Origin of the sequence: Megasphaera sp. SC8-1, assembly GCF_024436295.1 — a bacterium.
Classification (GTDB): Bacteria; Bacillota; Negativicutes; order Veillonellales; family Megasphaeraceae; genus Megasphaera; species Megasphaera elsdenii.
In genome coordinates this window covers 100,562-126,456 of record NZ_JANFQH010000031.1, presented here as the reverse complement: position 1 = coordinate 126,456, position 25,895 = coordinate 100,562, and the positions used below count along the sequence as shown (strand labels likewise).

Genomic DNA, 25,895 nt, shown 5'->3' with positions numbered 1-25,895 from the left:
GCTGCTCCTTTCTATAGAGTGAGGGGCCGAAGCCCCTCCCATCTACAATCTGTATTTCCGTACGAGGTCGACGAGGTCTTGTTTCGTCGCATCGTCGGGATACGGTATCCCGGCATTTTCCAGGCGAAGTCGCAGCTCATTGGCATGTAAGTCTTCGAGTCTCCGCTTCGGGCCGGCGTTTTTGAAATGGATAGCTGGTATCATGCCAGGTCCGCATCCATGACCAGGGCGGCCGTCAAGGTGCCACCTGTCAGAGCCGACGCGCCGGTGTATTTGATACGCATGAAGCCCAAGTCCCCATAGGGAACTTTTGTTTTCAAACCGTCGTCTTTTTTCAGGGTATACGTTCCCAGGGTAACGGCTTTTGTAAATGCTTCGTCCTCAGCCGTCTGTAATTCGACGGTCAAATCGGCCGTAGCGCCGGGAGCCGTGACGTAGAGGATAAGCGGATTGCCCGCATCTCCTTTGCCTGTCTGGACGACGTCCGACGTACCTGTCGTCGTCCCGTTCAGTGCTTTCTTCCAGTAAAAGGTGTTTTCGCCATCGTAAACCATAGGGTCCTCCTATTCTGTAATAACCGGTTCGGTATCGCTCAGGGCGTCACATTTGGACACTTCCAGGCCCTGTACGTAGAGTTTCGGGATTCCGTTCAAGGCTTCGCTCTGGGTGACATAGATGTTGTTTTTGTCGTTCAAATACAATTCCAGGATCGTATAGACCTTATCCGATACGTAGAGAATCGGTCGTTTCGGATTGACGATACGGTTCTTTGCGACGATGATATTTTCGACGAGTTTCTTCCGGTCGGCTGCCGTAATCCCTGTCGGGGTTGTGGCGACGTCGACGTTGCGGATAGCTGCGACTTTACGGAGATTCTGGACGGCCAGGCCAGCGTCCCAGGAAAACCAGGTAACGAGGGCATTGTATTTGCCCCCTTCGCCATCTTCTACGATATGCTCGCCTTTGTCTTCCATCTTGAGTCCGGCCTGGGAGCCTTTCGGATAAATGCCGGTGACGGCATTTTCGCCCCAGTCGACAATGTACATCGACGTCTGCTTATTTTCCGTCGTGCCGCCGGCATTAATGGTCTGGAAACCATAGGTGCCTTTATCGCCTTTAAAGGTGTTGAAGCGAATGCCCAGACCGTTGAATTCGTCGGGGTTTGTTTCTGTATCGCCGTAGAACATATATTTCGCAAGGTCCTGCGTGAAGCCTTCGACAAAAGCCCCGTCTTCGGACCGACGGGTCGCTTCTTTGTCCGGTGCGAGATTGACGATACGCACGTCAACCTGGCTCATGCCTTCCATCAAGCAGCAGGTGTCGACAATCTGCCGGGTCGTCGACTTGCCCGGCGTAATGCCGCGGTTAATGCGGCGTAGCTGCGGGTGCGGATACGACGTTCTAAGTGTGGTCTGGTTGCCCGTGGGCAGGTTGCCTTCCATCCAGGGGATGTGCTGCATAATCGGGTTGCTCTGGGCCATGATTTCCATGATCCAGGCAATCTTGCCATCGGGATCCATGCGCTTGCGCAGATCCGAAAAAGTCAATGCGGTGTTACCGTAAGCCATAGTTTAGCCTCCTAATATTTTGAAAAATCTGTCTGATCATATAACGAGCGGCCGCTTCCTCCGCCGCTCCCCTGGCCACTGTGTCCCGGGTCTTCGCCCACAAGAGACGCCATCGCGGCCATGGCGCGGATCATGGCAATGTGGTTGCCAGCGCCAGTGAGGTTCAGCATTTTCGTAAAGCCCGGCACTTTTTGTTCCAGGTAGTTACGCGTCGTACAAGCGGCTGCTACGGTTTCGTCGAATTTTCCGCCCAGTTCCTGGCGGGCTGTTTCGCCCCATCCCTGGATTTCCTGGACGTAGCTGTCCTGTACCTGCTGTGCGGCGGCTTGTGCGGCATCCCGTGCATAGGTCATACCGAACCGTGCGGCCGCGGTGGCCTGGTCCTGCGTAGCCCCCAGGCCGTGAAGAATGTCGCTCAGCTGGTTCGACAATCCATCATCCATTTCAGCGTTTTCGCCAAAGATTTCATGGAGTGCACCGGAGTAGTCATACGTTTCTGGTGCGGCCGGCGGGTTCGTATCCTGCGGGGCCGTCGGCGGATTCGTGTCCTGCGGAGCCGGTGTGCCTTCGTCACCACCCAAAGCAGTGGGTACGACAGGAGCGGAAGGGTCGGTTTCCGCGAATAACTGTAAGTTAAACATGTTTCTTTCCTCCTTCAATGCGGGCGATTTCCAAGGCGTATTCGTTTTCGGCCTGCTGTTTTTTAGTAATGTGGTCGACATCTCGTGTCAGCATGGCCAGGTATTCCAGCCCGACGGAACGCCTGCCTTCGTTATACGCCGTAATCAAAGCGCTGCGGTGAAAGGTCGGTACGTTGACACGCGCCCGGTCTAACAGACGCATGAGGAACCACCGGCCTTTTCGGTCCGCCAGTACATAATTCAAAGCCTCCTGGTCGAGGCGCTGGTATTCATCCATCATGTTTCCATCCCCATCCATTCTCGTAATGCCGGATTACCGTCATTGGCCGCATCAGTCAGATTCTTTGCCGCCTGGGCCAGCGGGGCCGCCTGCTGTGCCTGCTGTGCGGCCAGGGCCTGCTGCTGCGCTTCCTGTTCGGCTTTCTGCTGTGCCTCCAGGATTTGCTGATATTCGTCTTCCGAGCGGACCATCGTAGCCGGTACGCCGATCCGGTCGAGGTACTTAGCCACGGCATCGGAGAAGTCGACACGGTTCACGACGCGCGGGTCGAGCTGTGCCGTCTGTCCGACAAAGGCCAGTCCCTGTTCAATCGCCGTCAAGCCGGACATTTTCTGGGCCTGTGCCAGCGGAGACAGGTACTCGATTTTGATTTCCTGCCCGTCGAGCAACTCCTGCACTTCGTCCGGCAAGGGCGGAAATACATGGTTCCGGTCGAGGATGTTATAGACGCGTTCCAGCACTTTATTCAGAAATTCTGATTGCAGTCGTTCGACGACTGGTCCCAGCTGCTGAAGCTTTTCCTGGTTCCGGGCCATGACTTCCTGTGCTGTCATCTGCCCCCGGTCGAGCTGGTCGAGCATGAGGAACAGGTCTGTCGAATAGGCCCGTTTGATACGGTCTTCGACGCGGACGATTTTCTGGTCCAGCGTGCCAATATCCAGCTGTCCCTGGAATAAGGGACGAACGGCATTGTTCGGGTCCAGGTTCGCCGTATAGCCTCCAGGGAACAAATTGATACGGTGGGCAATATCCGCCGGCCCCTGCATGGGCGGTTTGATACCGAGTTCGGTAGCCATGGCCGCGTCGTACTCCATTTTTTGGAGCATCCGCGAGTCCGGCAGGGCATACCATGCTGGGCCGATACCGTATTCTTCCAGTCCCTTTACGTCATAGCGGGCTACGGGGATAGCCCATTCTTCAAATCCTGTAGCCGCCAATACTTCCTGGTCATTGGAGCCTTCCACCCAGTAGACAGACCGGAACGGCATGTGCTGGTTTCCCAGTTCGTCGGCATCGGCTTTATCGTTTTCTTCGACGAGCCAGCATACGGTAAAGTACGTGCTGTAGCCATTATTACTGCGGTAGACATCCTGCACGCTCTGCGGGCAGTTCTCCAGGCCGAATTTGCCGACAATCTGGGCCGCTGTCATGCGGACTTTGCGGGCAAAGGTATTGACGATACCCTGGGCATTGGTGCCGAGGGCATAGGTGCCGATGGTATACGGCACAAAGGTTATGCCGCGTCCGGCGGCAAATATGCCCATAGGCGCCTGCCCCATGGGCAGTTCCATGTATACCGTATGGACGGCATTATAGAAGTTACTCCGTGCCAGGACATACTCTGTAATGTCACAGCGCTGATCTAACACGCGCTTGACCATGACGTTGTCGTTGAGCGTCATGTCGGCCAGGGTATAGCGGAACCACTTCCGCGACGGCGGCGTCAGTCCCGACTGGATCCCCGCCGCAAAAATACTGCGGCAGTCGCCTGGCGTCGTGTTGTAGATATTGTCGTCGTGCAGGTTCGGCTTGCCTGGCTGGTCATCGTCGAACTGGCCATCGTAGGGAAGTTCATTGTCCCGTATGTCCTTCCATATATCCAGCCATCGCTGACGGTTCCGAAAGAGTGCGGCATAGCGCTGTATGAGCTTTGATTTCTGCTGGACCGTGTTGGTCTTCTTGAATTTATGGCTGCCCGTCGGCGAGCGGGCCAATTCTGTTTCAATAACCGGTCTCATAGCATCACCCTAACGTATTCTTGCCATTGGTGCTCCCTAAAATGGAGTCCAGGCCGGACCGGAAGTCCCGCAACTGCGTTGCCGAAAATCCGCGTTTCTTCTTCGCATTTTTCGTGGCATCGTCCGTCGTATTACTCGTATCATCGCCGACGTTGACGGTCGTTGCTACGGGGTCTGCCTGCGGGACCGTCGGGGCGCTGCTGCCCCCGCCAAATCCTAAAATACCGCCAATGGCTTTCCCTACTTTTCCACACATAGTGTTACCTCCTCTTGAACAAATCGTATTTCGTATTAGCCGTCCCTATATCCGCATCCCTGCGGAGTACAGGAAAGGCAAAGGTCAGCGCCAGGGCATCTGCTTCGTTCGGAGATGGAAGCCCGCGCCGCTTCATGTCTTCTTTTTTCTCCAGCTGTATTTCGCCTTTAGCATTGACAAAGGCTTCCGGCCCGATGAGGTCGTCATGGATGACGTCCCCGTCTTCGAGTACCCCGCCATCCCGCAGCCAGTCCCGGAGGGCGCCCCACATTTCAGCGCGTTTATTGGCATAGCCCCGCTTCCCTGCGGCGCTGCCAAAGGCCACCAGCCGCCAGTGCCGCCCCATGGTCACACCGAAGGAATAAACCCCGGTTCCATAGCCCTGGTCGATGAAGACAGCCTGCGCCTGGTACTGGTCTTCAAAGGTGGCAATCTTTCCGGCGATGACACCGTCGTTGTCGTTTTTCGCATACGACGCCAGCTTGCGGCTGTACAGTCCCTGCCGCAGATAGATGACGGTCGCATCACCGCCGCTCCAAGCCATGTCGACGCCGAGTATAGCCGGCGCAAAATTGTACTGAGTAGGCCGCAAGGCGCGTTTCTGTGCATCTTCTACAAGTTGTGCCGAGATGAATTGATTTTCCGATGTAGACGGAAATTCGCCGCGCACACGAACCCGGAAGAAGTCCGAGTCTTCGCCGTATTGGTCTTCCCATTGTTGTATTTGGGCTTTGTTCGATATAGGTACAGACCGGCTGTCTATCTTTTTTGTGTTCCAGTATTTCCGGTATTTCGTAAAGCAATCATGAAAGCGCCCGGTGTTGCGCGTCGGGTTGCCGAAGGCACACCAGATAATCTGGGTATCCGTATCAGTCAGCGCCCCTTCGGCGACTTCCCAGATAGCATCGTCAATGGCCGAGGCTTCGTCGAATACCAATAAGATTCGGCTGCCCTGGTTATGCAACCCGGCGAAAGCTTCCGGATTGTCTTTGCTCCAGGGAATCGCATCAATGCGCCAGGTCCGGTCGTGCCCTTCCTGGATGGAAAACAGAGACGTTGCCGTCAGATGGAACAGTTCTTTGCCAATGAAACGCCGATACCATTTTGCAAGCTCCGGCCAGGTCTTCGTCCGCAACTGTGCTTCTGTATTGGCTGTGACGACGCCGCGCGTGTTGGGATACGTCGAGATAGCCCATAATATGATCCAGGCGACCAGCGCCGATTTGCCGATACCATGACCAGAGGCCACGGCTTGATGAATGACTTCATTCGGCTTAGCCAGCCCTTTCCCTATCATCCTTAACTGCTCCAGCTGCCAGTCCTGTGGCGCCTGACCTTGCAGATCCGGGTCATGGTCCCAGTCAAAAGCAAACCAGACAAAGGCTTCCGGATCGTCACTTACTTGCCCCAGGCAGTCTATGACTTGATAAGCTTCATCTATGGTCATTTCTTTTTCTTCCTTTCCATAGCGGCTTTGAGCCGGTCCTCTGTATTTACAGCCGCATCGATACTCAGGTTCCCTGTTACTTCTGTCTGCTGCTTCTGCTTCCAGTCACTCCCGGCCCGGTTCGTCAAGTAGAAGATACCGGCCCGCGTGTCCGGCGGATAGTAGCAGAGGCTGTTTTTCTCCGTTGTCGTCGTAACCTTCTTGCCGTCTTTTTCGACGGTGACAGTTTCGGACTCGTGGATTTTCTTTTCGATTCCCAAGGCCCTCGTCAGGAGCGCATTTTCTACGCGGGCGATGCAGTATTCTTTTGGCTCTTTGAGGGCCTCCGAAAACTCTACATGTTCGGACTGCCACTTATAGAACGTAGACAGGCTGATACCGATGTAATCGGCGATTTCATCATTAGTCCAGCCTTTACGGCACATGGACTGGACAATCATCATGTTTTTTGCCGTGTTGAATTTAGCCCAGGTTACGGCGCGGCGCTTTTTAGTTTTTATTTTGCGCGCGCTATTTGGGCGCGTATTATTTTTATTTAAAAATATCTTTTCCCGGCGAATCGGTGTTCCCCGGATTTTATTGGCTGTCATTTAAAGACCCTCTTTCTGGACCGATAGGGGACCGGCTCATGGTTCAGATCTGACACATGGCGTTTCGCCCGATGATATTTCAGTTCAAAACACACACAGCGCTCATGGACGATTTCCAGGCGCAGGTTCGTACAGATTTCCATTTGATTGAACTTACAGCGGATGTTATCGCAGTGAATCATGGCCGTCCCCCCTTTCTGGGTACAAAAAAGGCGCTCCGCGATTAGGCGAGCGCCCGTATTTTGTTGTTTTCTGACACTATCATTTTACCACAGGTTCGACTCCTATTTACTCCTGTCTTTTAAAATCTCGATAAATTTCCGCATCCACGCGGCCCGTATCAGACTGTTCAACTGCTCCAGTGCCTGTTTGTGGTTGTTATACATCCGGGACGGCGATAAGTGAATTCGCATGGCGACTTGTTCCCATGTCAAGAAGTCGACGTAGTAGTATTTCAAGATGGCCCGCGACCTGGCATCCGGAAGCAGGGATATAAAGTCTTTTCCCATTTCTCGTATCCGATAGAGTGCCGCTTCTTCGTGGGCAATCTTTTTCACAAATTGTTCGATGTGAACGGGGATACGCGATAAGTCGTTAGGACCGCCAGCACTGACGCAGGGCCGCGCCGGGTTCGATACTTTGATACAGAGGCCGTTTTCTTCGAGATAGCGTTCGTACTTTAGCTCTTCCAATTCGTAATGCTGCTCCCGTATGGTTAATAGAAATTTTTTGGCATCGACGATATTTGCTTTCACAATGTCCATGCCGTCACCACCTTACCAGCGCAATGGTAATTCCCAGCCAGAAGATGATGCACCACAAAATAATTGCCAGCCAGACAATGCCTTTCAGATCCACGTTATCTCCCCCTTCTTGGTATGCGTGCTATCGGGCACCAATACTGCACCCTTTTTTTGTCTACGAGCTGCTGCACGTCGTCGACAATCCAATATTCCCCGTCAAACAGTCCGCATACAGGAAATCCGTATTCCGTGTCGGCGTACATCGCACATAACACACGACGTCCTACTTCCGGCATTTCTTCACTTGTTGCTACCCATTTCATCACATTTCACCCTTTCCTTCATTTTTCTTCGTTTTTTCGTGGAGAACCCGCAGGTGATCCAGTTCCTGATACAGCGTCCGTGCTTCATAATACAGCGTCCGTGCTTCATGCTGTGATTCGGCGATATAATTTTCCGTTGTGATATTCCCGTTAACGTATTTATCATGAAGTTCCCAAAGGCTGTACGTTCTCTGCCAGACGCTCTCTGCTACTGTCTGGTATTTTTTCAGTACCTGGTTTTCTTCGGAGTCCGTGGCATCCTCTTCGTCTGCCGGTTCTTGTACCAATTCCACCGCCGCAGGGCGTTCCGGTTCTCGACCAGCTTCCACCATAGGCCGTGTTTCTTCTGCTGGCTCTTCGGCCGGCTTGTCGTCGATGAAGTCCATGATGGTTGTCTGCCGTGGATCATCGGCCGGCTTATTACTAATGCCGTTCATGTCTTTATAGTGTCGGACATCGGCCAGGCTGATTTCTTCTATGTCGAATTTGGTCATTCCATCGAGCAGGCCCTTTTGGTCTTCTGGCCGTAACTGGCAGATTTCATAGGCCACGGATACACCGAGTTTTCCGTCTTTCATTTTCTGCTGTAAGTCAACGATGAGGTTATTGTAAATGGCGCAGAGGCGTCCAATGGTTCCGCTGCTTTTATGCAGTAAGGTCTGCATGGCCTGCCGCTTCGTTTCGGAGATGACGCCTTCCTGCCGCTGGCGGGTAATGATTTCATCAGCCCGCTGCGCTTGCAGGACTTCTTCCCATGGCGTCAGGATACGGGCCGCACTATTGGCCCTAATGAGTAATCTTTCCGCCTTCGCATGGTCCGGCTCAATTTCACAAGGCAGGTCCGCTTCCACGTCGGCCCCGTCGGCCAGCAGTTCTTTGACGGCCTGACAGCGCCGGTGCCCGCTGATGATGATGTACGTTCCATCGCCCTTCGGTTCGACGATGAGGTTTTGGCGGACGCCGCCGTCTTCTAAAATGCTGGCTTTCAGCTCGTCCAGACTGCCGATGTGGTAAAAGTTCGCCGGGTTCGGGATGAGCTTGCCTACGTTGATAGCCCGCACGGCCCGTGCCGTCTTTTGCGGTACGAAGCCCAGGCTTTCTGCTAAATTCATGTGTTACCTCCTGTCCAATTTGGACAACCTGTCCACGATTTCATTCATGACACGCCGATACTGCCAGGCCGGCTTGATGCACATCGGCTTTAAATGATGGTCCGGCCCGGTCAGTTCTGCCAGGGGCTTATGTTCGATAGTCGATTCAGCCACCCAGGCGCTGCGGCTGATGGCCGTCGTAAATAGCGGCAGCCGTTCGCCAAGCAAAGCCTTTACGTCATCACTGTACCATGCCGGCTCATCGTGCGTGACCAGGACGCCCAGCACTTTCGCATCAAAGCCCGCTTCCTGTAAGTAGCTTAACTGCTGCATGAGGTTTTCCAGACCGTGCGTACTGAAGGCATCCAGGCGGATTGGAATAATCAGATAGTCTGCACACCGCAAGGCTCCCGCCGTCAGTTTCCCCAGGGCCGGCGGGCAGTCGATAAGGCAAAGGTCGTAGTCGTCGGCAAAGCAATCGACGTCTAAGGCCACATCTTCCATACCCGATAGCGATAAATTTCCAGGGATAATGTCCAGCCAGGGCCATTCCGTGCCGACCGGGTTCAGCTGGACAGGGCCGTCCGCATCATAGCGGCTGAAATATTGCGACAAGTTCCCCTGCGGGTCCCGGTCGACCAAGAGGACACGGCGTAAGCTGTTCCGCTTCGTCCCTTTGAGTTTTTTTGTTCGATGGGTTGCGTACAAATGTCCCAAGTTGGCGGCCGTTATGGTTTTGCCGACGCCGCCCTTGAGACTGTACACGGCTATTTTAATCATGGCCATGCTCCTTTTCATAGACAAATTTCAAATGGTAGAATTCACTCCGCACACTAAGACCAGATTTCTGACAGCGCGTCTTGATCATGGCCATCATCTGGCCATAGCCGCCGATACCCATTTTTCGTCCCAGGTCTTCTACTTCGGCCATGAAGCTCCGCGTCTTCGGCTTCTTGATTTTGGGGGCCGGTTTATATTCCGGGTGGTTATCGTGCCAGCGCAGGTTGATGATACTGCGGCTCAGGCGCTTACATTTTTGGCTGCAATACTTTTGGCCGCGCCTGGCATCGGGCATGGTACGCCCACAGATACAGCACACGCCATGGGTCGGATGATAAATCCGCTGTTCAGCTGCCACGGAACAGGCTTCGCACAAGTTCCGTTTCTGACTGGTTTCAAATGATTTTCCGCAGAGTTCACACGTGGCAATCATTCTTTGAGCGCCCCCTTTTCACCGTACAGACGGTGCAGGTAGTCTACGCAAATATCTCGTGCGACTGCCGGCGCCTGGTGATGACGGATGAAATGGCAGTGCGGGCAGAGCATGACAACTTTCGTTTCTTCGTCACTGCGGTAAATGCCGCACGGCTCATGGTGGTACTTCACGCCATATTCAATCGGCACGCCGCACCAGATGCAGTGGCCGCCGTCGCGGTCGTAAATCTTATCGTAAAATTCCCTAGCCTTCCTGCCGGTCAGGTGGATTCGCTTCTTTTTTTTGAGTTCCATTGTCGGGCCTTCTTTCTATTCGTCCGGTGCTTGTATACCCGGAATTTGACCAGGCGCTTATCGTAGATATACTCAACGCGCCCATAACATTCTTTGCCGGTCCGCCGCCCGTGTTCGAATTCGACGAAGTGGATTTCTTCGTCAATCCGGACACATTCGTTTTTTCCGAGCAGCAGCGTGTTTTCCCGTCCCTCTGCCACGGCAGCGAACGGGACCGGCGATTTGCGGATCAGGTACACCAACGCTTTCCTCCTCTCTTATCATGCGATAGAACATGTACGGGAACCCATAGGCCGTATACCCGTATTGCACGGGCTTTTCAATATAATAGCCCTTCTTGGGTTTCGGTTCCCGCCACGTCTTGGACTGTATGATTTCCTTTTCAACCTTTGGCTTGCGAAGGTTCCGGCTGCACCGATAGCGGGACCGCTGACAACGTTCTTTCTGGCAGTACGTTTCGCGCGTTTCCTTGACGAGATATTTGGCCACTCGTTCCGCATCAGCTGGCTGGCCGTCGTAGAAGCGAAAGGCGTTATAGGGTATTTTGCCCCACTTCCACAGTGCCTGATATTCCCGCCGTCCCCAGCCGATGTTGTTTATCAGCAGATGATGATGAGGGCGATGGTCCTTGCCCTCGCTTGTGCCAATCCACTTCAGCTCATGCCCGGCCGCCCGGTAGTGGCGTCGCAGGCATAGGATGAAGTTGTCCAGCCGTTTTTTCGCTTCGGCTTCGGTCGGAGCTTCCCCGGCATAGGTCAGGTCCAGGCGTATGTCATCCTCTTGGAAGTTCTCCAGGATGAGGAGCCGCAGGTTCCGGATGGAGTTACGCTCATTTACCTTCCACTGGTCGGCGCCGGTCTTATTGCAATTCCGGCTGCGCGGCATCGATGGATGGTGGTAGCGGGCGGTATGATATTTTCTCACCTCGATGACGGGACCTGCTGTCACCGTTTCCATGACATACATGCCGAACCTCCTGTCCGCCGGTTGTTTGTATATTTAATACCTTTAAGCAAGTGTAAAATAGGGCTGTGCCCTATCCTTGAAACCCTGCTCTATGTTATACTGATTGTGTACCGACGATCTCTTTTGCAACACAAGGTAGAAAGCGTCTCATTCTTCATGAGTGAGGCGCTTTTCTATTGCCCTCATATTTTGCCGGAACTTTTCCACGGCCCGGCCGCCGCGTGTATCTGGCAAAGCCTGTTCCTCCGCCTTCGGTTTTCCCTTCGGCGCTTCTTGCTTTATGCCATACCAGCAGGACCACAACATAGTCCCTGCAAAATATTTGCAGGCCTTGCAATGGTCCTGGCAAATATCCTGCGCCCTGGCCTTGCAGTAAATCCAGCTGTTCGCCGTTTTGCCGCATAGTGGGCATGTCATCGACTGCCTCATCAAAACTTGATAATCAGCCGTTGGCCGGGATGCAGGTCCTCTGTGCCGGAAATGTTGTTGACTGTCTGTAGTTCATATACGACCTGCCGAATATCATCACTATCGCCGGCAATGCCGGATGCAATGTCCCAAAGGGTTTCCCCCTCTTGGACGTAATGGATGCGCTGTTCTTCTAATTGTTTAGCTTCTTCGCCGGCCGTATGCCCGATGTAGATACCAATGCCACAGGCCATCGCCAGCCCCAAGCAGAAGGTTATCCCTTCACGGATCCGCGACCGCTTCGACTGCATCTCCGTAGTATGATGGCCACGTACTTCTGTCACCTTCATTTTTCTTCACCTACCTTGTATTCCCTCGAATCAAAAATCGTAAAAAATTTCGTCTGGTATTCCGGATGTGCCTTCATCCAGGCCAAAAAGCATGTTTCGATAGCGTTGTCCAGTTCGTCTTGATGGGCTTTTGTGACATTATCCAACCAGCCTAGGCTATAGTCCCCTGCTTCTTCGTATGCCTGGTCCTGTAGCTGATATAATAATTCGTCTGCAATGCTGATGACCGGCTGGAATCGTTGTACTTGTCCAACCCATACGGTCTGCACATCTTCCAGTCTGGCTTCGTGTATGGCTTCATCCAAAGCTTCTTCCTTGCTGTCATAGAAGATATCGTTATAGTCTTCTTCGTCGCCTAATGCGTAAGCCCATTTATCCGTTACTTCCATCATAGCAACCACCTTTCAATCCCTTTTAGGACATCTACGAGTAATGCTCCCGGGCTGTCGTAAGCAACCCGGATGGTAATATGTTCGTAGCTTCTCAAGTTAGTAACTTCGACTTCGCTTTCGTCTTCTGTCAAAATGAAGCTCAAATCTTTTCCGGCATATTCTGCTGCCCGTTGAAGACAGGCCAGTACATCCCGTTTCTGTTCCCATTGACCACTCATGTTTTATCCTCCTTCCCCTGGTCTTCTTCCTTTGCCTTTCGGTATTCTTCCAAAGCCTGGACATTGGCCGGGTCCATATAAAACTCTAAAATGTCTCTATAGAATTCATCCAACATCGTCTTCACCGCCTTTTTTCATTAATTCTTTTATAAAAAACGTTCCATGTCGTCGGCATCGTAAGCGTCTATCGCGCTTATCTTGTCCACGCGTTCCCCTGAGTTGGCGTTGATGACGGCCAAATATACGCCGCCACCAAACTTTTCAACCAGGTAATTATGGATGTCTGCAAACGTAATATTCCCGCCTTTAGGCTTTCTGAATACTTGTACCAACGTTCCAGTACAATCCCTATATGAATCCATGATTAGTTTTTCCATGTTCACGTCCTTATAATACTTTCGAAGTAATTCGCTCAATTATATATCTAGTATACTAGATTTTTAGCTTATAAGTTCAGTCCAATTAATATCCAATGCATTAGAAATTGCTTCTATTGTAGACAATTTAACTTCTACAGTCTCACCATTTTCAATTTTAGATATAGTAGCTCTAGACACACCGGACTTTTTTGACAGTTCTTTTTGGGTCATTTTCTTTGATTTTCTAATTTCAGCAATATTGTATGCCATATCTAGTTTCCCCCTTTCTTATGTCTAGTTTACTGGATTTATATTTTTATGTCAAGTCTATTTGACATATAGTAGGGATGTACTGTAAAATGTAATTGACATTATTATGTTTTGCGGGGGTATTGAAATGAAAATTGGTGAATGGGTAAAAACTTATAGAAAAGAACACGGACTATCAATGCAAGCTTTTGGTGATATGTGTGGGTTAAGTCGAGCGTATATCTCTATCTTAGAAAAGGGAATTAACCCTACTACTAAGAAATCATTTTCTCCAACAATTCAAACCTTACAAAAAATCGCCGAAGTCACTGGCCTAGATTTAAATATATTAGATAAAGATCAATCCGTAATTATTAATGCAGAAAAGAAATCTAACAAATCTATTTCATTAACTGCTGATGAAACAGAACTTCTTGCATTGTATAAACAACTTGATCCCTGTGATAAAGCTGAAATTCGTGGAGAAATAAAAGGCATGTTACGTGCTGAAAAATATCAATCGAAAATTGAAGAAGGAAAGGTAATCTGATATTTATTAAATTTAGAAAAGGGTGAATTATTAAGCTAAAGGAGTAACACTCATAAGCATATGCACTGATTGTAGCACAACAATTTTTAGAACAGCGCTGTAATTTAATCATTGTCAATTTCAAAAGAGGGTGTCATTATGCGTAAATTCTTAATTTCAGTAATGCTTATTTTATCTATGAGCGCCTCGGTATTTGCTATGGACATTAAATTGAATTGTATGAAAATCACTTTACCTCAATCCATAGTTAATAATATTACTATTCTCAATTCTAATTCTATTAGTATCTTGACCCCAAATCATTTGCTTATATATACTACCAATCCTCTGACCTCTACATCAGCTAATAAATATATATCATTCTCTGCTATTCCTCATTTATATCCTAAATCGGGGGAAGATTTTTTAAATACTTGGAGAACCAATCTCATGAACAAAAATTCTGATATTATTTTCTCTGAAATTATTCCCGAAAAGAATGGTGTATTGTCCATTTTAAAAGCAGATAAAGGGCATTACTATATATGGTGTAATTTCATTAGCAATAACTATTGTTATTCTATTACATGTTCAAGTAATTCAGATTTTGATGACACTAAAGAATTGGGAATGAAATTATTTAATACAGTTTCATATTGGCAATTATTTGGAGAATAAACGCCTTTGATTATTATTTAACTTTAATTTATCGAGGGGATGATTTTCTTGAATACAAATACCCTTCCTCAAATTGCTCCACGTTGTCCACATTGCGGTATTACTATGCAAAAGCGTCATGGTACTTTTGGATTCTTTTGGGGTTGCCCTAATTATCCTAAATGTCCTTTTACGCTAAATTATCCTAGTGGTAAATTATCCGCATCACAACAAAAATTTTTAACCGGACTCCGTGATATTGAAAATCTCTGTAAATCTTACTCATCAAAACTAGCTAAAGAATCTGATACAGCAACTATCCAGTCTCTACTGCTTTCATTTGAAGACGAGTTTTCCATATCAAAAAAAGCGCTGACCTCTTATCTTCAAAAGCAAAAATATTTCTACATGAGAGAATATATCAGCACATTAGCTGGCTTAGTATATTATTCTGGAGCAAAAGCCTTATGCTCCAGAGGCGAGTTTACGGAAGCATTGAGAATTAACGGTATTGCCCAGGGGTTAATTCACTCCACTGATGCAAATACAGAAAAGCTCCATACTTTAGATGCTTATATTCGTAACAAAATGAAACACCCTGATTTTATTTTACCTCCACTCAATAAACCAGTTTCTGATGCTCAATCTATTCCTCCGCGCGCCTCTGGTAATGGATACATCAAAGTAGCTGCTACCCCACATTCACGTTCCTTTTCAAAATTCAAATATATTTCACTATGCATAGTAATTTTATTGGCCTTCTTTACACATGGCTTTGGCCTGTTAAGTCCTTCAACATCTAAACAGAAAGCCTCACCGCCAACAAAACAATCCATTCCGCTAAAAAAGGCTCCATCTTCTAAGAAGGATACTTCCCCCATTGTACTTCCTGCAACAACGGGTCCAGGTTCATCTACCAAATCTTTTCAACCAACATTACCTACAAATCAAGATATTCAAAATCCAATTTCCACCACTTATGTAGGAAATGCACGCACAGGAGTTTTTCATCGTTCTGGGTGTCGTGCTGAAAGGCGGATGAGCGAAAGCAACCGCATCTACTTTGATAATCGGGACGAACTTATAAATCGTGGATTTAGGCCTTGCCTAATCTGTAAACCATAAAAAAATCCCGTATCCTTCGAACCAGGATACGGGACGCGCCGGCGGTATCACTAGTACCGTATCGGCATTTGTAAATAACCAAGTAATAGGCTGATTTACGGTATCATTATATCATGAATCAGCCCCATTCGCCTACGAAAGGACTGATTTTTATGTCAACAAATGCTGTTATCTACGCCCGCTTCTCGTCGGACAAACAAAGAGAAGAATCCATCGACGGCCAGATCCGCGAATGTAAAGCCTTCGCCCAGGCCAATCAGTTAAACGTCATCGCTATTTATATTGACCGGGCCATGTCGGCCCGCACGGATCACCGGCCGGACTTTCTGCGGATGATTAAAGATAGCCGGTCCGGTTCCTTCGATTATGTCCTCGTGTATCAGCTCGACCGCTTCTCCCGCAGCCGGTACGACAGTGCTATTTATAAGCATGAGCTGAAGAAAAATGGCGTCAAAGTATTATCAGCCAAAGAAAATATCACCGATTCGCCGACGGGTATCATGCTAGAAGCCATGCTCGAAGGTTATGCTGAATACTATAGCGCCGAGCTGTCGCAGAAGGTCCGCCGCGGCATGACGGAAAACCTGCTGGAACATAAGTGGAACGGTAGCCCTGTCCCCCTGGGATACGCCTTAGACGCAAACCATCGGCTTGTCATAGATCCGGATATGGCACCTCATGTAAAGACCCTTTTCGATATGTTTCTGGCCGGTAAAAGTTACGCCGAACTTGCGCGGTATCTCGATGAAAAGCATATACGGACCGTCACAGGCCGAAAGTATACCGGCCCAACGGTCCATAACTTGATGAGTCGACAACTCTATACTGGCACTTATACCTGGGGTGGCCAGGTAATTGAGGATTTTTGCCCGGCCATCATATCAAAAAGCGATTTTTCCCGCGCCGCCTTGCGCATGGCCAACCGGAAAAGGACTGCCAAAGACGGTATCCCTATGAGCGTGCGCCGCAGTCCAGAGTACGCATTAACAGGCATCATCTACTGTGGCGAGTGCGGCCGTACCATGACCGGTTATTCCGGCCGGGGACAGAATGGTGATCGTTATTACTATTACCGCTGCAACAGCAACAACAACCGCTGTCGTCAGACGGAAAAAATCAAATGTAAGAATCACCCTATTCGCCGCAATCGCCTAGAAGATTTGGTATTACAGACGACGGTCAATATCTTGTCCGACAAAGAAGCTGTGGCGGCCATTGCCGAGCAAGTATCCCGCATCAAATTGGAAAACCCCTATGCCTCTGAGCTGTCCAATATCAAGTCACGGCTTGCGGATCTGAAAAAACGACACGACAATTCTGTAAAAGCCATCGAAGCCGGCGTCATGTCTCAAGCCATCATGGACAATGTCTGCAAGTATGAGGCCGAAATGGACAACTTAAAAGCACGGCAGGAAAAAATCAAGCTTGCCACCCCGTCCCTACAAATCGACCCGGTCGCCGTTGAATATTTTCTGAAAAGCCTATTGCTAAATAAAAAACAACACGATAAATACCGCCTCGATCTCTTCGAAGCTTTCATTCATCGTGTTGTCGTCTATCAGAATAAAGTTGAAATCCAGTACAACTACTTACCTGGACATAAACTCGAAAACCCGATAACGACGCCGCTACCGGGTTGTTCGAATTTGAATAAAGTGGTGGGCCCACTTGGGTTCGAACCAAGGACCAACCGGTTATGAGCCGGTGGCTCTACCACTGAGCTATAGGCCCAAAGGATAAGGCACAAGGCCTTACCAAGTCATTATACGCTAATTGACATATGACGTCAAGGACGGATTTCGGCTTAGAGGAAATCTTTGATTTTTTCCCGTTTGCCCCAGTTGCGGAGTTTGCTCAGGGCTTTGCCTTCGATCTGGCGGATACGTTCACGGGTGACGTTGAAGTGCTGGCCGACTTCTTCCAGGGTACGGGGACGGCCGTCTTTGAGGCCGAAGCGCAGGTAGAGGACCTTGCGTTCCCGGTCAGTCAGACAGGAAAAGACGTCTTCGATCTGTTCTTTCAGCAAGATGAAGGAGGCAGCGTCGTCAGGGGCGACGGCTTCCGAGTCTTCGATGAAGTCGCCGAGGTGGGAATCTTCTTCTTCGCCGATCGGCGTTTCCAGGGATACCGGTTCCTGGGCAATCTTCATGATTTCCCGGACACGTTCTACGGGAATGTCCATCTTTTCGGCGATTTCTTCCGGCAACGGTTCGCGGCCTTTATCCTGCAGGAGCTGACGGGAAATGCGGATCAGCTTGTTGATGGTTTCGACCATATGGACCGGGATGCGGATGGTCCGGGCCTGGTCGGCAATGGCGCGGGTAATGGCCTGGCGGATCCACCATGTCGCATAGGTACTGAATTTATAGCCTTTGCTGTAGTCGAATTTATCGACGGCTTTCAACAGGCCCAGGTTCCCTTCCTGGATGAGGTCCAGGAACAACATGCCCCGGCCGACATAGCGTTTGGCAATGCTGACGACGAGGCGCAGGTTGGCATCGGTCAGTTTTTTCTTGGCAATCGTGCCGGCTTTGATGTCTTCTTCTGTCGCATCGGGAGCATTGCCCTTTTCAATGGCCTTGGCCAGGGTAATTTCTTCTGTCGCCGACAGCAGGGGGACGCGGCCGATTTCTTTCAGGTACATGCGGACCGGGTCATCGATATTGATGCCTTCCGGTACGCTGAGGTCGACATTGTGCAGATCCGGCACTTTTTCTGCATCTTCATCATCTATATCATCGTGTTCATTCATGGAATCATCTTCGCCGATGATGTCGATGCCCTTGTCGGCAAAGACTTCGTACATCTTATCGATCTGGTCCGGCGTCAGTTCGTCTTCTTCCATGAGGTTCATGATTTCTGTATAGGTCAGGCTGCCTTTCTTCTGCCCCATTTGCAAGAGCTGCTTGATGTGCTGCAGGGCCAGGGCCTGGCGTTCTTTTTCACTCAACGGTTTCTTTACGGCTGCATCCTTTTTCTTGGACGTCTTACGGCGCGTCGTTTTCTTCGTCGTTTTTTTCGTTACTTTCGTATCATCTGTCGTTTTATTCACCATGGTGTACAGGCTCCTTTCTGCTCCTCAAGACCATTGTTTCATTTCATCGTTAATTTTTTTACAGGCTGCAAGCTCTTCAGCCAACCTTGCATCGCCATTCCGGCTATAAGTGGCAGCCAGGCGGCTGTGCGCCAGGTACTGCTTTTGTAAATCGGCCAGGCGAAAGCGCTTGACATAATCCATCAGTACATTTTCGTCCATTGGGACATCTTGTAGAACCATAATTCGTGCTACTTCTTCGGCCTCCTCAGGAGTTAATTTTTGCTGGATGTCATGTGGTGTGTACATCCCTTGGTGTGCATACGTATCCAAAATGAGCTGGTAAATATGGCGCCGCCGCTCATCGGCAAAGAGGTCCGGCGAGACTTTGGCCTGGACCCGCCCGCAGGCAGCCGGTTTTTCCAGGAGGAAACGCAGGATATTCTCTTCAGCCACGGCCATGGAGCCGTTCCCGCGGGCTGCGGCATTTTCCTGGGATACGGACTGGGAGATGACGACCTGCTGCTGGCCCGCTTCCGGGTGGGCAGCGACGTATTTATTGAACTCGCTGCGCACGGCGTTTTCCCCGATTTGGAGCTGGCCTGCCAGTTTCTTCAGAAAGGCTTCCAGGAGGACCCGGTTATCGACGGCGGCGACGACGGGAAGGACCATGGCCGTAATGGCCGATTTCCCTTCGAGGGTCGTCACATCGAACTGCTGCAGCGCCCGCATGAGCATGTAATCGAGCACATTCGGCGCTTCATCGACGGCCTGGCGGAATTTTTCCGGTCCGGCGGCGTTGATGTATTCATCAGGATCCTTCCCCTGCGGCAGGGACAAGACGCGGATGCGCATGCCCAGGCCGCGGACGATTTCCATGGCCCGCCGTGTCGCCTGCCGGCCGGCGCCGTCCATATCGTACCCCAGGACGAGTTCTTTGGCCTGGCGCTGCAAGAGCCGCGCCTGTTCCGGCGTAAAAGACGTCCCCAGGGACGCGACGACATTACGGATGCCCCGGTTATGAGCGGATACGACATCCATATAGCCTTCGACCAGGATAGCCTTGCCCTGCTCATAAATCGCTTTATGGGCCAGGTCCATGGCGAAGAGAAGGCGTCGCTTATTGAAAATCGGCGTTTCCGGCGAATTGAGGTACTTCGGCTTGCTGTCGTCGAGGACGCGGCCGCCGAAACCGACGATGCGGCTGCGGCCATCGCGGATGGGAAACATGACCCGCCCGCGGAAGGCATCGTAAAAGTGGCCGTTCTTTTCCTTGGCCAGCCCCAGGAGGACTAATTCCCTGCCGGTGACGCCTTTTTTCATAAAGGCTGTCGTCAGCTTATCCCAGCTTTCCGGGGCAAAGCCCAGTTTGAAAACTTCGATGGTATCGTCCGATACGTGGCGTTTGTGAAAATAAGCCAGCCCGGGCTGGCCGTAATGGGTCCGGGTCAGGCAGTTATGGAAAAAGTTACCTGCCATTTCGTTGATCTGATACAAGCGGTCCCGCTGTTTATCGCGGGCGATTTCTTCGGCCGACCGTTCGACGACAGGCAGGGCGAGGTGTGCCCGTTCGGCCAGTCGTTCGACGGCATCGGAAAAGGAAAGGTTTTCTTTTTTCATAATGAATTGGAAGACATCGCCATGAGCATGGCAGCCGAAACAATAGAAAAAGCCTTTGTCGGCAGCGACGCTGAAGGAGGCGGTCTTTTCATTATGGAAAGGGCAGCAGGCCCAAAAGTTCCGGCCCTGCCGTTTCAGCGACACGTAATCGGAGATGACGCTGACAATGTCATTGGCCTGTCGGACCTGTTCGATAAATTCGCTGGAAAACCGTTTCACTCATATCACCTGTTTCATTTCAATAACGCTGACGTATATATTATTCTCTATCCACCTGTGAAATTCCTTCTTTAGGGAACACTCTTTTCTCGCAAATCATAAAAAATGGATACATAACATTCCTATGATATACTATTTCGACGCGGAGCGTCAAGTTTCCTTTTCCAGAAGATGATTTTTTCTGAAAAACCGCACGCTCAGGCCCTTGCGGGCTAAAATATAGCCCACATGATTTCACGAAATGTATGGATTTATTTATTTTCATTTTGTATAATAGATGTAGACAAAGCCAATATAGGGGAAATGCATATGATTCATTTTACCGTCGGGACGATTACCCGGCCCACATCCTTAGGCGGCGCCTTGAAACACTTCGGCGTCTCATCGACGCTGCGGCGCCGGATCAAACACAACGGCATCTGCACCATCAATGGACAGGCGGCGTCGACGCGCGACTTCGTCCAGGAAGGGGATGAAATCTGTGTCACCCTTCCGGAAAAGAATCCCTTTCCGCCAGAGGATATACCCATTGGCATCGTCTACGAAGACGACTACCTCATGGTCATCGACAAGCCGGCAGGTATCCTGATGCACCCGACATCCGCCGTCCGGGACGGGACCCTGGCCAATGCCGTCGCCTATCACTATGAAAAGACGGGCCAGCACTGTTCGTACCACCCAATGCACCGCCTGGACAAGAATACGTCCGGTCTCTGTATGGTCGCCAAGGAGCCGCAGATCCAATATGCTTTCGATAAGCAGGACCTGGGGTATAAGCGTTTGTACTTAGCCATCTGTGAGGGACGATACCCATCGCGGGTCACAACTGTACACGCCCCCATCGGAAGATGTCCCGATAGCATCATTACCCGCTGTGTCCGCCTCGACGGAAAGCCGGCCTGGTCCGATTTCACCTGCCTCGCAGCTGGTAGGGACTACAGCCTGCTCCAGGTCGTCCTGCACACGGGACGGACCCATCAGATTCGGGTCCACAGCAGTTACCTGGGCTATCCCCTGGCCGGCGACGACCTCTACGGCGGTTCGCGCCGCTTCATCGGCCGCCAGGCCCTGCACGCCTACTGCCTCCAGTTCACCCACCCCATGAGCCATCGCTTCATCACCGTTAATTCCCGGCTGCCTGAAGATATGGACGCCCTCGTCCAACGGGCCGGCTGGAATTATATATACTAAAACATCTTTACGTATTATGTAGGAGGAATGTAAACATGCCATTAATTGGAACTACAGAAATGTTTAAAAAAGCCTATGAAGGCCACTATGCTATCGGCGCATTCAACATCAACAACATGGAAATCGTCCAGGGCGTCACCCAGGCCGCTGCTGAATTGAACTCGCCGATCATCCTTCAGGCTTCGGCCGGTGCCCGCAAATACGCTAAACCGCCGTATTTGAAACATCTCGTAGAAGCAGCTTTGGAAGATCATGATCTCCCCATCGCCCTTCACCTCGACCACGGCGCTGACTTTGAAACCTGCAAAGACTGCATCGACGGCGGTTTCACTTCCGTCATGATCGACGGCTCGAAACATTCTTTCGAAGACAATATCGCCCTCACGAAAAAAGTCGTTGAATATGCACACGCTCACGGCGTCGTCGTCGAAGGCGAACTGGGCCAGCTGGCCGGCATCGAAGATGATGTCAAAGTCGCTGCTCATGAAGCTCACTATACCCGTCCGGAAGAAGTCGAAGAATTTGTATCCCGCACGGGCGTCGATTCCCTGGCCATCGCTATCGGCACCAGCCACGGCGCATTCAAATTCACACCGGAACAGTGCACGCGCAACGCAGACGGCGTCCTCGTACCGCCGACACTTCGCTTCGACATCCTCGAAGAAGTCTCCAAACGCCTGCCGGGCTTCCCGATCGTCCTCCACGGCGCATCTTCGGTCGTACCGGAATATGTCAAGATCATCAATGAAAACGGCGGCAACCTGGCTGACGCTATCGGCATCCCGGAAGATCAGCTCCGCAAAGCGGCTTCCATGGCTGTCTGCAAGATCAATATCGACTCCGACCTCCGTCTCGGCCTGACTGCCGGCATCCGTCAGCACATGGCACAGCACCCGGAACATTTCGACCCGCGCCAGTACCTCGCCGACGGCCGTCAGTTCGTTCATGACATCGTCGCTCACAAGATTAAATGCGTCCTCGGCTCGGAAGGCAAAGCTTAATCGTATGTCTTGTAAAAAAGGTATTGATTTTTTCTGCGCCATATGGTAAAATTTCTTCTAGTGTTCTTGTAAATTAGGGAGGTGAATCCATTGCCGCAGATTAAATCCAATATCAAAACGATGGAAAAAGACGCAGCTCGTCACGCAGCTAACTCTCAGGTTAAATCTTCTGTTCATACCGCTATCCGCCGTACGACCGAAGCTATCGCCGCTGGTGACGCTGAAGCTGTTAAAAAAGCATTCGATAAAGCTAGCAGCGTAATCGACAGCGCCGCACAGAAAGGCGTTCTCCATAAAAACACTGCAGCTCGTAAAAAATCCCGTTTGGCTTCCAAAGTCAATGCTATGGGTAAATAAGCTTGACTGAAAAGGGGGACTGGCGCATGAAGGTTTCGACCATCATGCACGGTCCCTTTTTCGTTTATGTTTGAGGTTTGAAGCTTGAAGAAGGCCTTTAAATTTAAAGCCATCCGCTAACAACTAACTGCTAGCCACTAACAACTTTAAAGGGCTTGTCGTTGTGCGACAAGCCCTTTTTCATACAAGGAGGATGCTATGTTCCCCCATTTATTTCAATTGCGCCATTTCTTGGTCCTGTTCTTTCCCCTGCTCCTGACGCAGATGGCCCAGGTCGGGACGGCCGTTTTCAGTTCGATTTTCAGCGGCCGCGCCGGGACGATCGACCTGGCCGGAGTCGCCGTGGCCGTCAATATCTGGTATCCCGTCTTTGCCGGCCTGTGCGGTATTTTCTTCGGCATCTCGCCGATCATCGCCCAGCTCCGGGGTGCGAAAAGGACCGAAGAAATCCCGCCGTACATCATGCAGAGCCTGTACCTGAGCCTGGGCTTTACAGTCGTCATTTTCCTGGCCGGTGCCGTTCTCATGCCGCCCTTCCTCGACTTCATGGGCCTCGACGCGCCGGTCCGCTACATCGCCTGGGAATACCTCAAGGCCCTGGCCCTGGGGCTGGTCCCCATCTGCCTGCAGGCGACGATGCGCTATATCGTCGACGCCCACGGCAAGACCCACGTTTCCATGACAATCTTAGTCATCAACCTGGTCCTGACGATTCTCCTCTTCCGCCTGCTCATCTTCGGCGCCGGTCCCATTCCGGCCATGGGCGGCATCGGCACGGGCTATGCCATCACCATCGCGTCGTGGCTGTCTTTCCTGCTCTTTGCAGCTGTCCTGCAGTGGATGGAACCGTTCCGGTCCTATCACCTGTGGAGCCGCCTGCGGCCCGTCAGCTGGCATCACATCCATCACCAGCTGGAATTGGGCATTCCCATCTTTATCGCCGTCTTCTGCGAAACGAGCCTGTTCTCCATCGTCGGCCTGTTCATGGCCGAGTTCGGCACGCTGTACCTGGCCGCCAACCAGGCCGCCATCAGTTATTCGACCCTGACGTACACCCTGCCCTGGAGCATCAGCCTGACGGCGACCATCGTCATCGGCTATGAAGTCGGCGCCCGCAATTACGCCGCAGCCCGGCAATACGCCGTGCTCTGCCAGATGACGGCTTTTGTCATCGCCCTCGGGCTCATCGCCATGACCTATCATTTCATCGACCCCATCGCCAGGGTCTTTACCAGCGATGCCGAGACATTCTGGGCCATCCGCATGTTCATCTTCTATGCCGTCGCCTTTTCCTTCTTCGATGCCGCCGGTACGCCGGTCCAGGGCATCCTGCGCGGCTATAAGGACGTCAAGATCATCACTTATGTCGCCTTCGTGACGTACTGGCTCATCAGCATCCCCATGGGCTATGCCATGGCCCACGCTACGTCTTACGGCCCCTATGGCTACTGGATCAGCCTCATCATCGGCCTGGCCATCAATGCCAGCGCCCTGAACTGGCGCCTGTGGAAACATACGGCCTGGAAAGTTCCCATCTCATACCCATCTACTAAGGAGTGATTTTATGCCAACTACTCAGCAATTAACGGCTTATGCCCGCGTCCTCTTACAGAAGGGCCTGAACCTGCAGCAAGGCCAGACCCTGGTCATCAACGCCCCTGTCGAATCGCACGACTTCGTCGCCCTCTTGACAAAAGAGGCCTATACGGCCGGCGCCGCCCAGGTCGTCTGCAACTGGCGATCTGACGCCATGGCCCGCCTGCGCTACGAACACGAAGACCAGCAGTACTTCGAGTCCCTGCCGGACTGGCGCCGCGATTTCAGTCTCTATTATTACCATAAGAAAGCGGCCTTCCTCAGCCTCATCTCGGCCAACCCGTATCTCATGGACGGCATCGACACTAAGAAGATCTTCGCCCAGCAGAAGGCCCAGAACGAAGCCCTCAAGGAATACATCGACGGCATGATGGCTTCGAAGACGACGTGGCTCGTCGCCGCTGTCCCCAGTGCCATCTGGGCCAAGCTCCTCTATCCGGACCTCGACGCCGACGCCGCTTATGAAGCCTTGTGGAAGCAAATCCTCCAGTCATCCCGCGCCGACGGTGCCGATGCCCTGGCCGACTGGGACGCCCATCTGGCAGAGCTGAAGAAGCGCCGGACCTGGATGACGGATCAGCACTTCACCAGCCTCCATTATACCAACAGCCTGGGGACGGACCTGACCCTCGGCCTGCCGGACGGCCATATCTGGCAGGGCGGCATGGAAGAGACGGCAGACCACCTGCTGTTCAACGCCAACATCCCGACGGAAGAAATCTATTCCGCGCCTAAGGCCGACGCCGTCAACGGCACGGTCTACAGCACCAAGCCCCTGGTCTATAACGGCAACCTCATCGACAAGTTCCACCTGACCTTCAAAGACGGCAAAGTCGTCGCCGCAGCCGCCGAAACGGGTGAAGACGTCCTGAAGAAGCTCATCGCCATCGACGAAGGCGCCTGCCGCCTCGGCGAAGTGGCCCTCATCCCCTACCATTCCCCCATTTCCCTGTCGGGCATCCTCTTCTATGAAACGCTCTTCGACGAAAACGCCTCGTGCCACCTGGCCCTGGGCGCATCGTATCCGACCTGCCTGGCTGGCGGCGCCGATATGGACAAAGACGCCATCGCCGCAGCCGGTCTCAACGATTCCATGATCCACGTCGATTTCATGGTCGGTTCGCCGGACCTGACCATTACCGGGACCAAGGCAGACGGCACGACGGTGCCGGTCTTTACCCATGGCGACTGGGCACAATAACGATTTTCCATTGACAAGCCCGGCCATCCGTGCTATTATAAGACGCAACAACCATATACCCTTCATCCAGAGCAGCTGAGGGACTGGCCCGATGACGCTGCGGCAACCCCCTATCGGGAAGGTGCCAATTCCAACGGAACATTCCGACAGATGAAATGAAACCGTATATACGGCCGTCATCTGTATGACGGCCTTTTTTGTTGTTGTTTTTCCCTAGTTACGCCTATTTTAAGGAG

Annotated in this window: 32 protein-coding genes, 1 tRNA gene and 1 riboswitch; of the genes, 10 read left to right on the top strand and 23 right to left on the bottom strand. The window is 51.6% G+C overall.

Going from position 1 to position 25,895, the window contains the following annotated elements:
• Positions 1–42 precede the first annotated feature (42 nt).
• The 9 genes from NOS26_RS09695 to NOS26_RS09655 are packed head-to-tail and all read right to left on the bottom strand — an operon-like array spanning position 43 to position 6,374.
• Positions 43–204 carry a hypothetical protein gene (locus NOS26_RS09695; protein WP_255917651.1) on the bottom strand — a complete coding sequence of 54 codons (162 nt, stop codon included), beginning with the start codon at positions 202–204 and terminating at the stop codon, positions 43–45.
• Positions 201–554: a hypothetical protein gene (locus NOS26_RS09690; RefSeq protein ID WP_255917650.1), complete on the bottom strand. Its 354-nt coding sequence runs from the start codon at positions 552–554 to the stop codon at positions 201–203. Before NOS26_RS09690 ends, NOS26_RS09695 begins: the two co-directional genes overlap by 4 nt.
• Before the next feature lie 9 nt (positions 555–563).
• The gene (locus NOS26_RS09685; RefSeq protein WP_255917649.1) at positions 564–1,568 is read right to left on the bottom strand and encodes a major capsid protein; all 1,005 of its coding nucleotides are present in this window, start codon (positions 1,566–1,568) and stop codon (positions 564–566) included.
• An 11-nt stretch (positions 1,569–1,579) separates the two neighbouring features.
• Positions 1,580–2,209 (bottom strand): hypothetical protein, encoded by a 630-nt coding sequence (locus NOS26_RS09680; RefSeq protein WP_255917648.1) that lies wholly within the window; start codon positions 2,207–2,209, stop codon positions 1,580–1,582.
• Positions 2,202–2,489 carry a hypothetical protein gene (locus NOS26_RS09675; protein ID WP_226886700.1) on the bottom strand — a complete coding sequence of 96 codons (288 nt, stop codon included), beginning with the start codon at positions 2,487–2,489 and terminating at the stop codon, positions 2,202–2,204. Before NOS26_RS09675 ends, NOS26_RS09680 begins: the two co-directional genes overlap by 8 nt.
• Positions 2,486–4,228, bottom strand: a complete 1,743-nt coding sequence (locus NOS26_RS09670; RefSeq protein WP_255917646.1) for a portal protein — start codon at positions 4,226–4,228, stop codon at positions 2,486–2,488. Before NOS26_RS09670 ends, NOS26_RS09675 begins: the two co-directional genes overlap by 4 nt.
• A gap of 4 nt (positions 4,229–4,232) precedes the next feature.
• Complete coding sequence (locus NOS26_RS09665) at positions 4,233–4,484, bottom strand: hypothetical protein (protein ID WP_255917645.1); 252 nt, start codon at positions 4,482–4,484, stop codon at positions 4,233–4,235.
• Positions 4,485–4,488: 4 nt separating this feature from the next.
• Positions 4,489–5,931, bottom strand: coding sequence for a terminase (locus tag NOS26_RS09660; RefSeq protein ID WP_255917644.1), 1,443 nt, complete (start codon positions 5,929–5,931; stop codon positions 4,489–4,491).
• A complete protein-coding gene (locus NOS26_RS09655; protein ID WP_255917643.1) occupies positions 5,928–6,374 on the bottom strand; it encodes a helix-turn-helix domain-containing protein in 447 nt (148 codons plus the stop codon). Before NOS26_RS09655 ends, NOS26_RS09660 begins: the two co-directional genes overlap by 4 nt.
• Here NOS26_RS09655 and NOS26_RS09650 point away from each other — a divergent pair.
• Positions 6,355–6,525 (top strand): hypothetical protein, encoded by a 171-nt coding sequence (locus NOS26_RS09650; protein WP_255917642.1) that lies wholly within the window; start codon positions 6,355–6,357, stop codon positions 6,523–6,525. The two genes, NOS26_RS09655 and NOS26_RS09650, sit on opposite strands and share 20 nt — an antisense overlap.
• Before the next feature lie 280 nt (positions 6,526–6,805).
• Here the strand turns inward: NOS26_RS09650 and NOS26_RS09645 are convergent, their stop codons facing one another.
• From NOS26_RS09645 to NOS26_RS09595, 11 genes are all read right to left on the bottom strand, one after another.
• Positions 6,806–7,285, bottom strand: a complete 480-nt coding sequence (locus NOS26_RS09645) for a DUF1492 domain-containing protein (protein WP_255917641.1) — start codon at positions 7,283–7,285, stop codon at positions 6,806–6,808.
• A gap of 301 nt (positions 7,286–7,586) precedes the next feature.
• Positions 7,587–8,699 (bottom strand): ParB/RepB/Spo0J family partition protein, encoded by a 1,113-nt coding sequence (locus NOS26_RS09640; protein WP_255917640.1) that lies wholly within the window; start codon positions 8,697–8,699, stop codon positions 7,587–7,589.
• A gap of 3 nt (positions 8,700–8,702) precedes the next feature.
• Positions 8,703–9,458, bottom strand: a complete 756-nt coding sequence (locus NOS26_RS09635; RefSeq protein WP_255917639.1) for a ParA family protein — start codon at positions 9,456–9,458, stop codon at positions 8,703–8,705.
• Positions 9,451–9,891, bottom strand: coding sequence for a hypothetical protein (locus NOS26_RS09630; protein ID WP_255917638.1), 441 nt, complete (start codon positions 9,889–9,891; stop codon positions 9,451–9,453). Before NOS26_RS09630 ends, NOS26_RS09635 begins: the two co-directional genes overlap by 8 nt.
• Entirely contained in the window at positions 9,888–10,187 is a 300-nt protein-coding gene (locus NOS26_RS09625) for a hypothetical protein (RefSeq protein WP_255917637.1), read from the bottom strand. Before NOS26_RS09625 ends, NOS26_RS09630 begins: the two co-directional genes overlap by 4 nt.
• Before the next feature lie 141 nt (positions 10,188–10,328).
• Positions 10,329–11,153, bottom strand: coding sequence for a hypothetical protein (locus tag NOS26_RS09620; RefSeq protein WP_255917636.1), 825 nt, complete (start codon positions 11,151–11,153; stop codon positions 10,329–10,331).
• A 428-nt stretch (positions 11,154–11,581) separates the two neighbouring features.
• Positions 11,582–11,905, bottom strand: coding sequence for a LysM domain-containing protein (locus NOS26_RS09615; RefSeq protein ID WP_255917635.1), 324 nt, complete (start codon positions 11,903–11,905; stop codon positions 11,582–11,584).
• A 2-nt stretch (positions 11,906–11,907) separates the two neighbouring features.
• Positions 11,908–12,303, bottom strand: coding sequence for a hypothetical protein (locus NOS26_RS09610; RefSeq protein WP_255917634.1), 396 nt, complete (start codon positions 12,301–12,303; stop codon positions 11,908–11,910).
• The gene (locus tag NOS26_RS09605; protein ID WP_255917633.1) at positions 12,300–12,521 is read right to left on the bottom strand and encodes a hypothetical protein; all 222 of its coding nucleotides are present in this window, start codon (positions 12,519–12,521) and stop codon (positions 12,300–12,302) included. The genes NOS26_RS09610 and NOS26_RS09605 overlap by 4 nt, the downstream gene beginning before the upstream one ends.
• Before the next feature lie 146 nt (positions 12,522–12,667).
• Positions 12,668–12,898 (bottom strand): hypothetical protein, encoded by a 231-nt coding sequence (locus NOS26_RS09600; protein ID WP_255917632.1) that lies wholly within the window; start codon positions 12,896–12,898, stop codon positions 12,668–12,670.
• Positions 12,899–12,961: 63 nt separating this feature from the next.
• Complete coding sequence (locus NOS26_RS09595; RefSeq protein WP_255917631.1) at positions 12,962–13,150, bottom strand: helix-turn-helix domain-containing protein; 189 nt, start codon at positions 13,148–13,150, stop codon at positions 12,962–12,964.
• 127 nt (positions 13,151–13,277) lie between these two features.
• On the opposite strand from NOS26_RS09595, the gene NOS26_RS09590 reads away from it, so the two are divergent.
• The 4 genes from NOS26_RS09590 (at position 13,278) to NOS26_RS11730 (ending at position 17,140) form a co-directional block, all read left to right on the top strand.
• Positions 13,278–13,679: a helix-turn-helix domain-containing protein gene (locus tag NOS26_RS09590; RefSeq protein ID WP_255917630.1), complete on the top strand. Its 402-nt coding sequence runs from the start codon at positions 13,278–13,280 to the stop codon at positions 13,677–13,679.
• 138 nt (positions 13,680–13,817) lie between these two features.
• Positions 13,818–14,336 carry a hypothetical protein gene (locus NOS26_RS09585; protein ID WP_255917629.1) on the top strand — a complete coding sequence of 173 codons (519 nt, stop codon included), beginning with the start codon at positions 13,818–13,820 and terminating at the stop codon, positions 14,334–14,336.
• A gap of 48 nt (positions 14,337–14,384) precedes the next feature.
• Positions 14,385–15,440, top strand: coding sequence for a topoisomerase DNA-binding C4 zinc finger domain-containing protein (locus NOS26_RS09580; protein ID WP_255917628.1), 1,056 nt, complete (start codon positions 14,385–14,387; stop codon positions 15,438–15,440).
• 113 nt (positions 15,441–15,553) lie between these two features.
• Entirely contained in the window at positions 15,554–17,140 is a 1,587-nt protein-coding gene (locus NOS26_RS11730; RefSeq protein ID WP_370687628.1) for a recombinase family protein, read from the top strand.
• Here NOS26_RS11730 and NOS26_RS09575 read toward each other — a convergent pair.
• The 3 genes from NOS26_RS09575 to dnaG form a co-directional block, all read right to left on the bottom strand.
• Positions 17,097–17,171 (bottom strand) — tRNA-Ile (locus NOS26_RS09575). The two genes, NOS26_RS11730 and NOS26_RS09575, sit on opposite strands and share 44 nt — an antisense overlap.
• A gap of 73 nt (positions 17,172–17,244) precedes the next feature.
• Complete coding sequence (gene rpoD / locus NOS26_RS09570) at positions 17,245–18,495, bottom strand: RNA polymerase sigma factor RpoD (protein WP_014016796.1); 1,251 nt, start codon at positions 18,493–18,495, stop codon at positions 17,245–17,247.
• 24 nt (positions 18,496–18,519) lie between these two features.
• Positions 18,520–20,313, bottom strand: a complete 1,794-nt coding sequence (dnaG, locus tag NOS26_RS09565) for a DNA primase (RefSeq protein ID WP_255917627.1) — start codon at positions 20,311–20,313, stop codon at positions 18,520–18,522.
• A gap of 309 nt (positions 20,314–20,622) precedes the next feature.
• Between dnaG and NOS26_RS09560 the strand changes: the two genes are divergently transcribed.
• From NOS26_RS09560 to NOS26_RS09540, 5 genes are all read left to right on the top strand, one after another.
• Positions 20,623–21,504 (top strand): RluA family pseudouridine synthase, encoded by an 882-nt coding sequence (locus tag NOS26_RS09560; protein WP_052048700.1) that lies wholly within the window; start codon positions 20,623–20,625, stop codon positions 21,502–21,504.
• 35 nt (positions 21,505–21,539) lie between these two features.
• Positions 21,540–22,505: a class II fructose-1,6-bisphosphate aldolase gene (gene fba / locus NOS26_RS09555; RefSeq protein WP_014016799.1), complete on the top strand. Its 966-nt coding sequence runs from the start codon at positions 21,540–21,542 to the stop codon at positions 22,503–22,505.
• Between the two features lie 90 nt (positions 22,506–22,595).
• Positions 22,596–22,862, top strand: coding sequence for a 30S ribosomal protein S20 (rpsT, locus tag NOS26_RS09550; protein ID WP_014016800.1), 267 nt, complete (start codon positions 22,596–22,598; stop codon positions 22,860–22,862).
• Positions 22,863–23,060: 198 nt separating this feature from the next.
• Positions 23,061–24,422 (top strand): MATE family efflux transporter, encoded by a 1,362-nt coding sequence (locus NOS26_RS09545; RefSeq protein WP_054336509.1) that lies wholly within the window; start codon positions 23,061–23,063, stop codon positions 24,420–24,422.
• Positions 24,423–24,426: 4 nt separating this feature from the next.
• Positions 24,427–25,659, top strand: a complete 1,233-nt coding sequence (locus NOS26_RS09540) for an aminopeptidase (protein ID WP_027895626.1) — start codon at positions 24,427–24,429, stop codon at positions 25,657–25,659.
• A gap of 59 nt (positions 25,660–25,718) precedes the next feature.
• Positions 25,719–25,816, top strand: a riboswitch (SAM riboswitch).
• The last annotated feature ends 79 nt before the right edge of the window (positions 25,817–25,895 follow it).

Bases quoted from the DNA above. Each gene is read 5' to 3' on its own strand.
- rpoD (WP_014016796.1), bottom strand. From the start codon at position 18,495: ATGGTGAATAAAACGACAGATGATACGAAAGTAACGAAAAAAACGACG.
- NOS26_RS09595 (WP_255917631.1), bottom strand. From the start codon at position 13,150: ATGGCATACAATATTGCTGAAATTAGAAAATCAAAGAAAATGACCCAA.
- NOS26_RS09605 (WP_255917633.1), bottom strand. From the start codon at position 12,521: ATGAGTGGTCAATGGGAACAGAAACGGGATGTACTGGCCTGTCTTCAA.
- NOS26_RS11730 (WP_370687628.1), top strand. From the start codon at position 15,554: ATGAATCAGCCCCATTCGCCTACGAAAGGACTGATTTTTATGTCAACA.
- NOS26_RS09545 (WP_054336509.1), top strand. From the start codon at position 23,061: ATGTTCCCCCATTTATTTCAATTGCGCCATTTCTTGGTCCTGTTCTTT.
- NOS26_RS09540 (WP_027895626.1), top strand. From the start codon at position 24,427: ATGCCAACTACTCAGCAATTAACGGCTTATGCCCGCGTCCTCTTACAG.
- NOS26_RS09645 (WP_255917641.1), bottom strand. From the start codon at position 7,285: ATGGACATTGTGAAAGCAAATATCGTCGATGCCAAAAAATTTCTATTA.
- NOS26_RS09630 (WP_255917638.1), bottom strand. From the start codon at position 9,891: ATGATTGCCACGTGTGAACTCTGCGGAAAATCATTTGAAACCAGTCAG.
- fba (WP_014016799.1), top strand. From the start codon at position 21,540: ATGCCATTAATTGGAACTACAGAAATGTTTAAAAAAGCCTATGAAGGC.
- NOS26_RS09675 (WP_226886700.1), bottom strand. From the start codon at position 2,489: ATGATGGATGAATACCAGCGCCTCGACCAGGAGGCTTTGAATTATGTA.
- NOS26_RS09610 (WP_255917634.1), bottom strand. From the start codon at position 12,303: ATGATGGAAGTAACGGATAAATGGGCTTACGCATTAGGCGACGAAGAA.
- NOS26_RS09665 (WP_255917645.1), bottom strand. From the start codon at position 4,484: ATGTGTGGAAAAGTAGGGAAAGCCATTGGCGGTATTTTAGGATTTGGC.
- NOS26_RS09660 (WP_255917644.1), bottom strand. From the start codon at position 5,931: ATGACCATAGATGAAGCTTATCAAGTCATAGACTGCCTGGGGCAAGTA.
- NOS26_RS09670 (WP_255917646.1), bottom strand. From the start codon at position 4,228: ATGAGACCGGTTATTGAAACAGAATTGGCCCGCTCGCCGACGGGCAGC.
- NOS26_RS09650 (WP_255917642.1), top strand. From the start codon at position 6,355: ATGGACTGGACAATCATCATGTTTTTTGCCGTGTTGAATTTAGCCCAG.
- NOS26_RS09600 (WP_255917632.1), bottom strand. From the start codon at position 12,898: ATGGAAAAACTAATCATGGATTCATATAGGGATTGTACTGGAACGTTG.
- NOS26_RS09655 (WP_255917643.1), bottom strand. From the start codon at position 6,374: ATGATGATTGTCCAGTCCATGTGCCGTAAAGGCTGGACTAATGATGAA.
- NOS26_RS09585 (WP_255917629.1), top strand. From the start codon at position 13,818: ATGCGTAAATTCTTAATTTCAGTAATGCTTATTTTATCTATGAGCGCC.
- NOS26_RS09685 (WP_255917649.1), bottom strand. From the start codon at position 1,568: ATGGCTTACGGTAACACCGCATTGACTTTTTCGGATCTGCGCAAGCGC.
- NOS26_RS09680 (WP_255917648.1), bottom strand. From the start codon at position 2,209: ATGTTTAACTTACAGTTATTCGCGGAAACCGACCCTTCCGCTCCTGTC.
- NOS26_RS09590 (WP_255917630.1), top strand. From the start codon at position 13,278: ATGAAAATTGGTGAATGGGTAAAAACTTATAGAAAAGAACACGGACTA.
- NOS26_RS09695 (WP_255917651.1), bottom strand. From the start codon at position 204: ATGATACCAGCTATCCATTTCAAAAACGCCGGCCCGAAGCGGAGACTC.
- NOS26_RS09635 (WP_255917639.1), bottom strand. From the start codon at position 9,458: ATGATTAAAATAGCCGTGTACAGTCTCAAGGGCGGCGTCGGCAAAACC.
- NOS26_RS09640 (WP_255917640.1), bottom strand. From the start codon at position 8,699: ATGAATTTAGCAGAAAGCCTGGGCTTCGTACCGCAAAAGACGGCACGG.
- NOS26_RS09625 (WP_255917637.1), bottom strand. From the start codon at position 10,187: ATGGAACTCAAAAAAAAGAAGCGAATCCACCTGACCGGCAGGAAGGCT.
- NOS26_RS09690 (WP_255917650.1), bottom strand. From the start codon at position 554: ATGGTTTACGATGGCGAAAACACCTTTTACTGGAAGAAAGCACTGAAC.
- NOS26_RS09560 (WP_052048700.1), top strand. From the start codon at position 20,623: ATGATTCATTTTACCGTCGGGACGATTACCCGGCCCACATCCTTAGGC.
- NOS26_RS09620 (WP_255917636.1), bottom strand. From the start codon at position 11,153: ATGTATGTCATGGAAACGGTGACAGCAGGTCCCGTCATCGAGGTGAGA.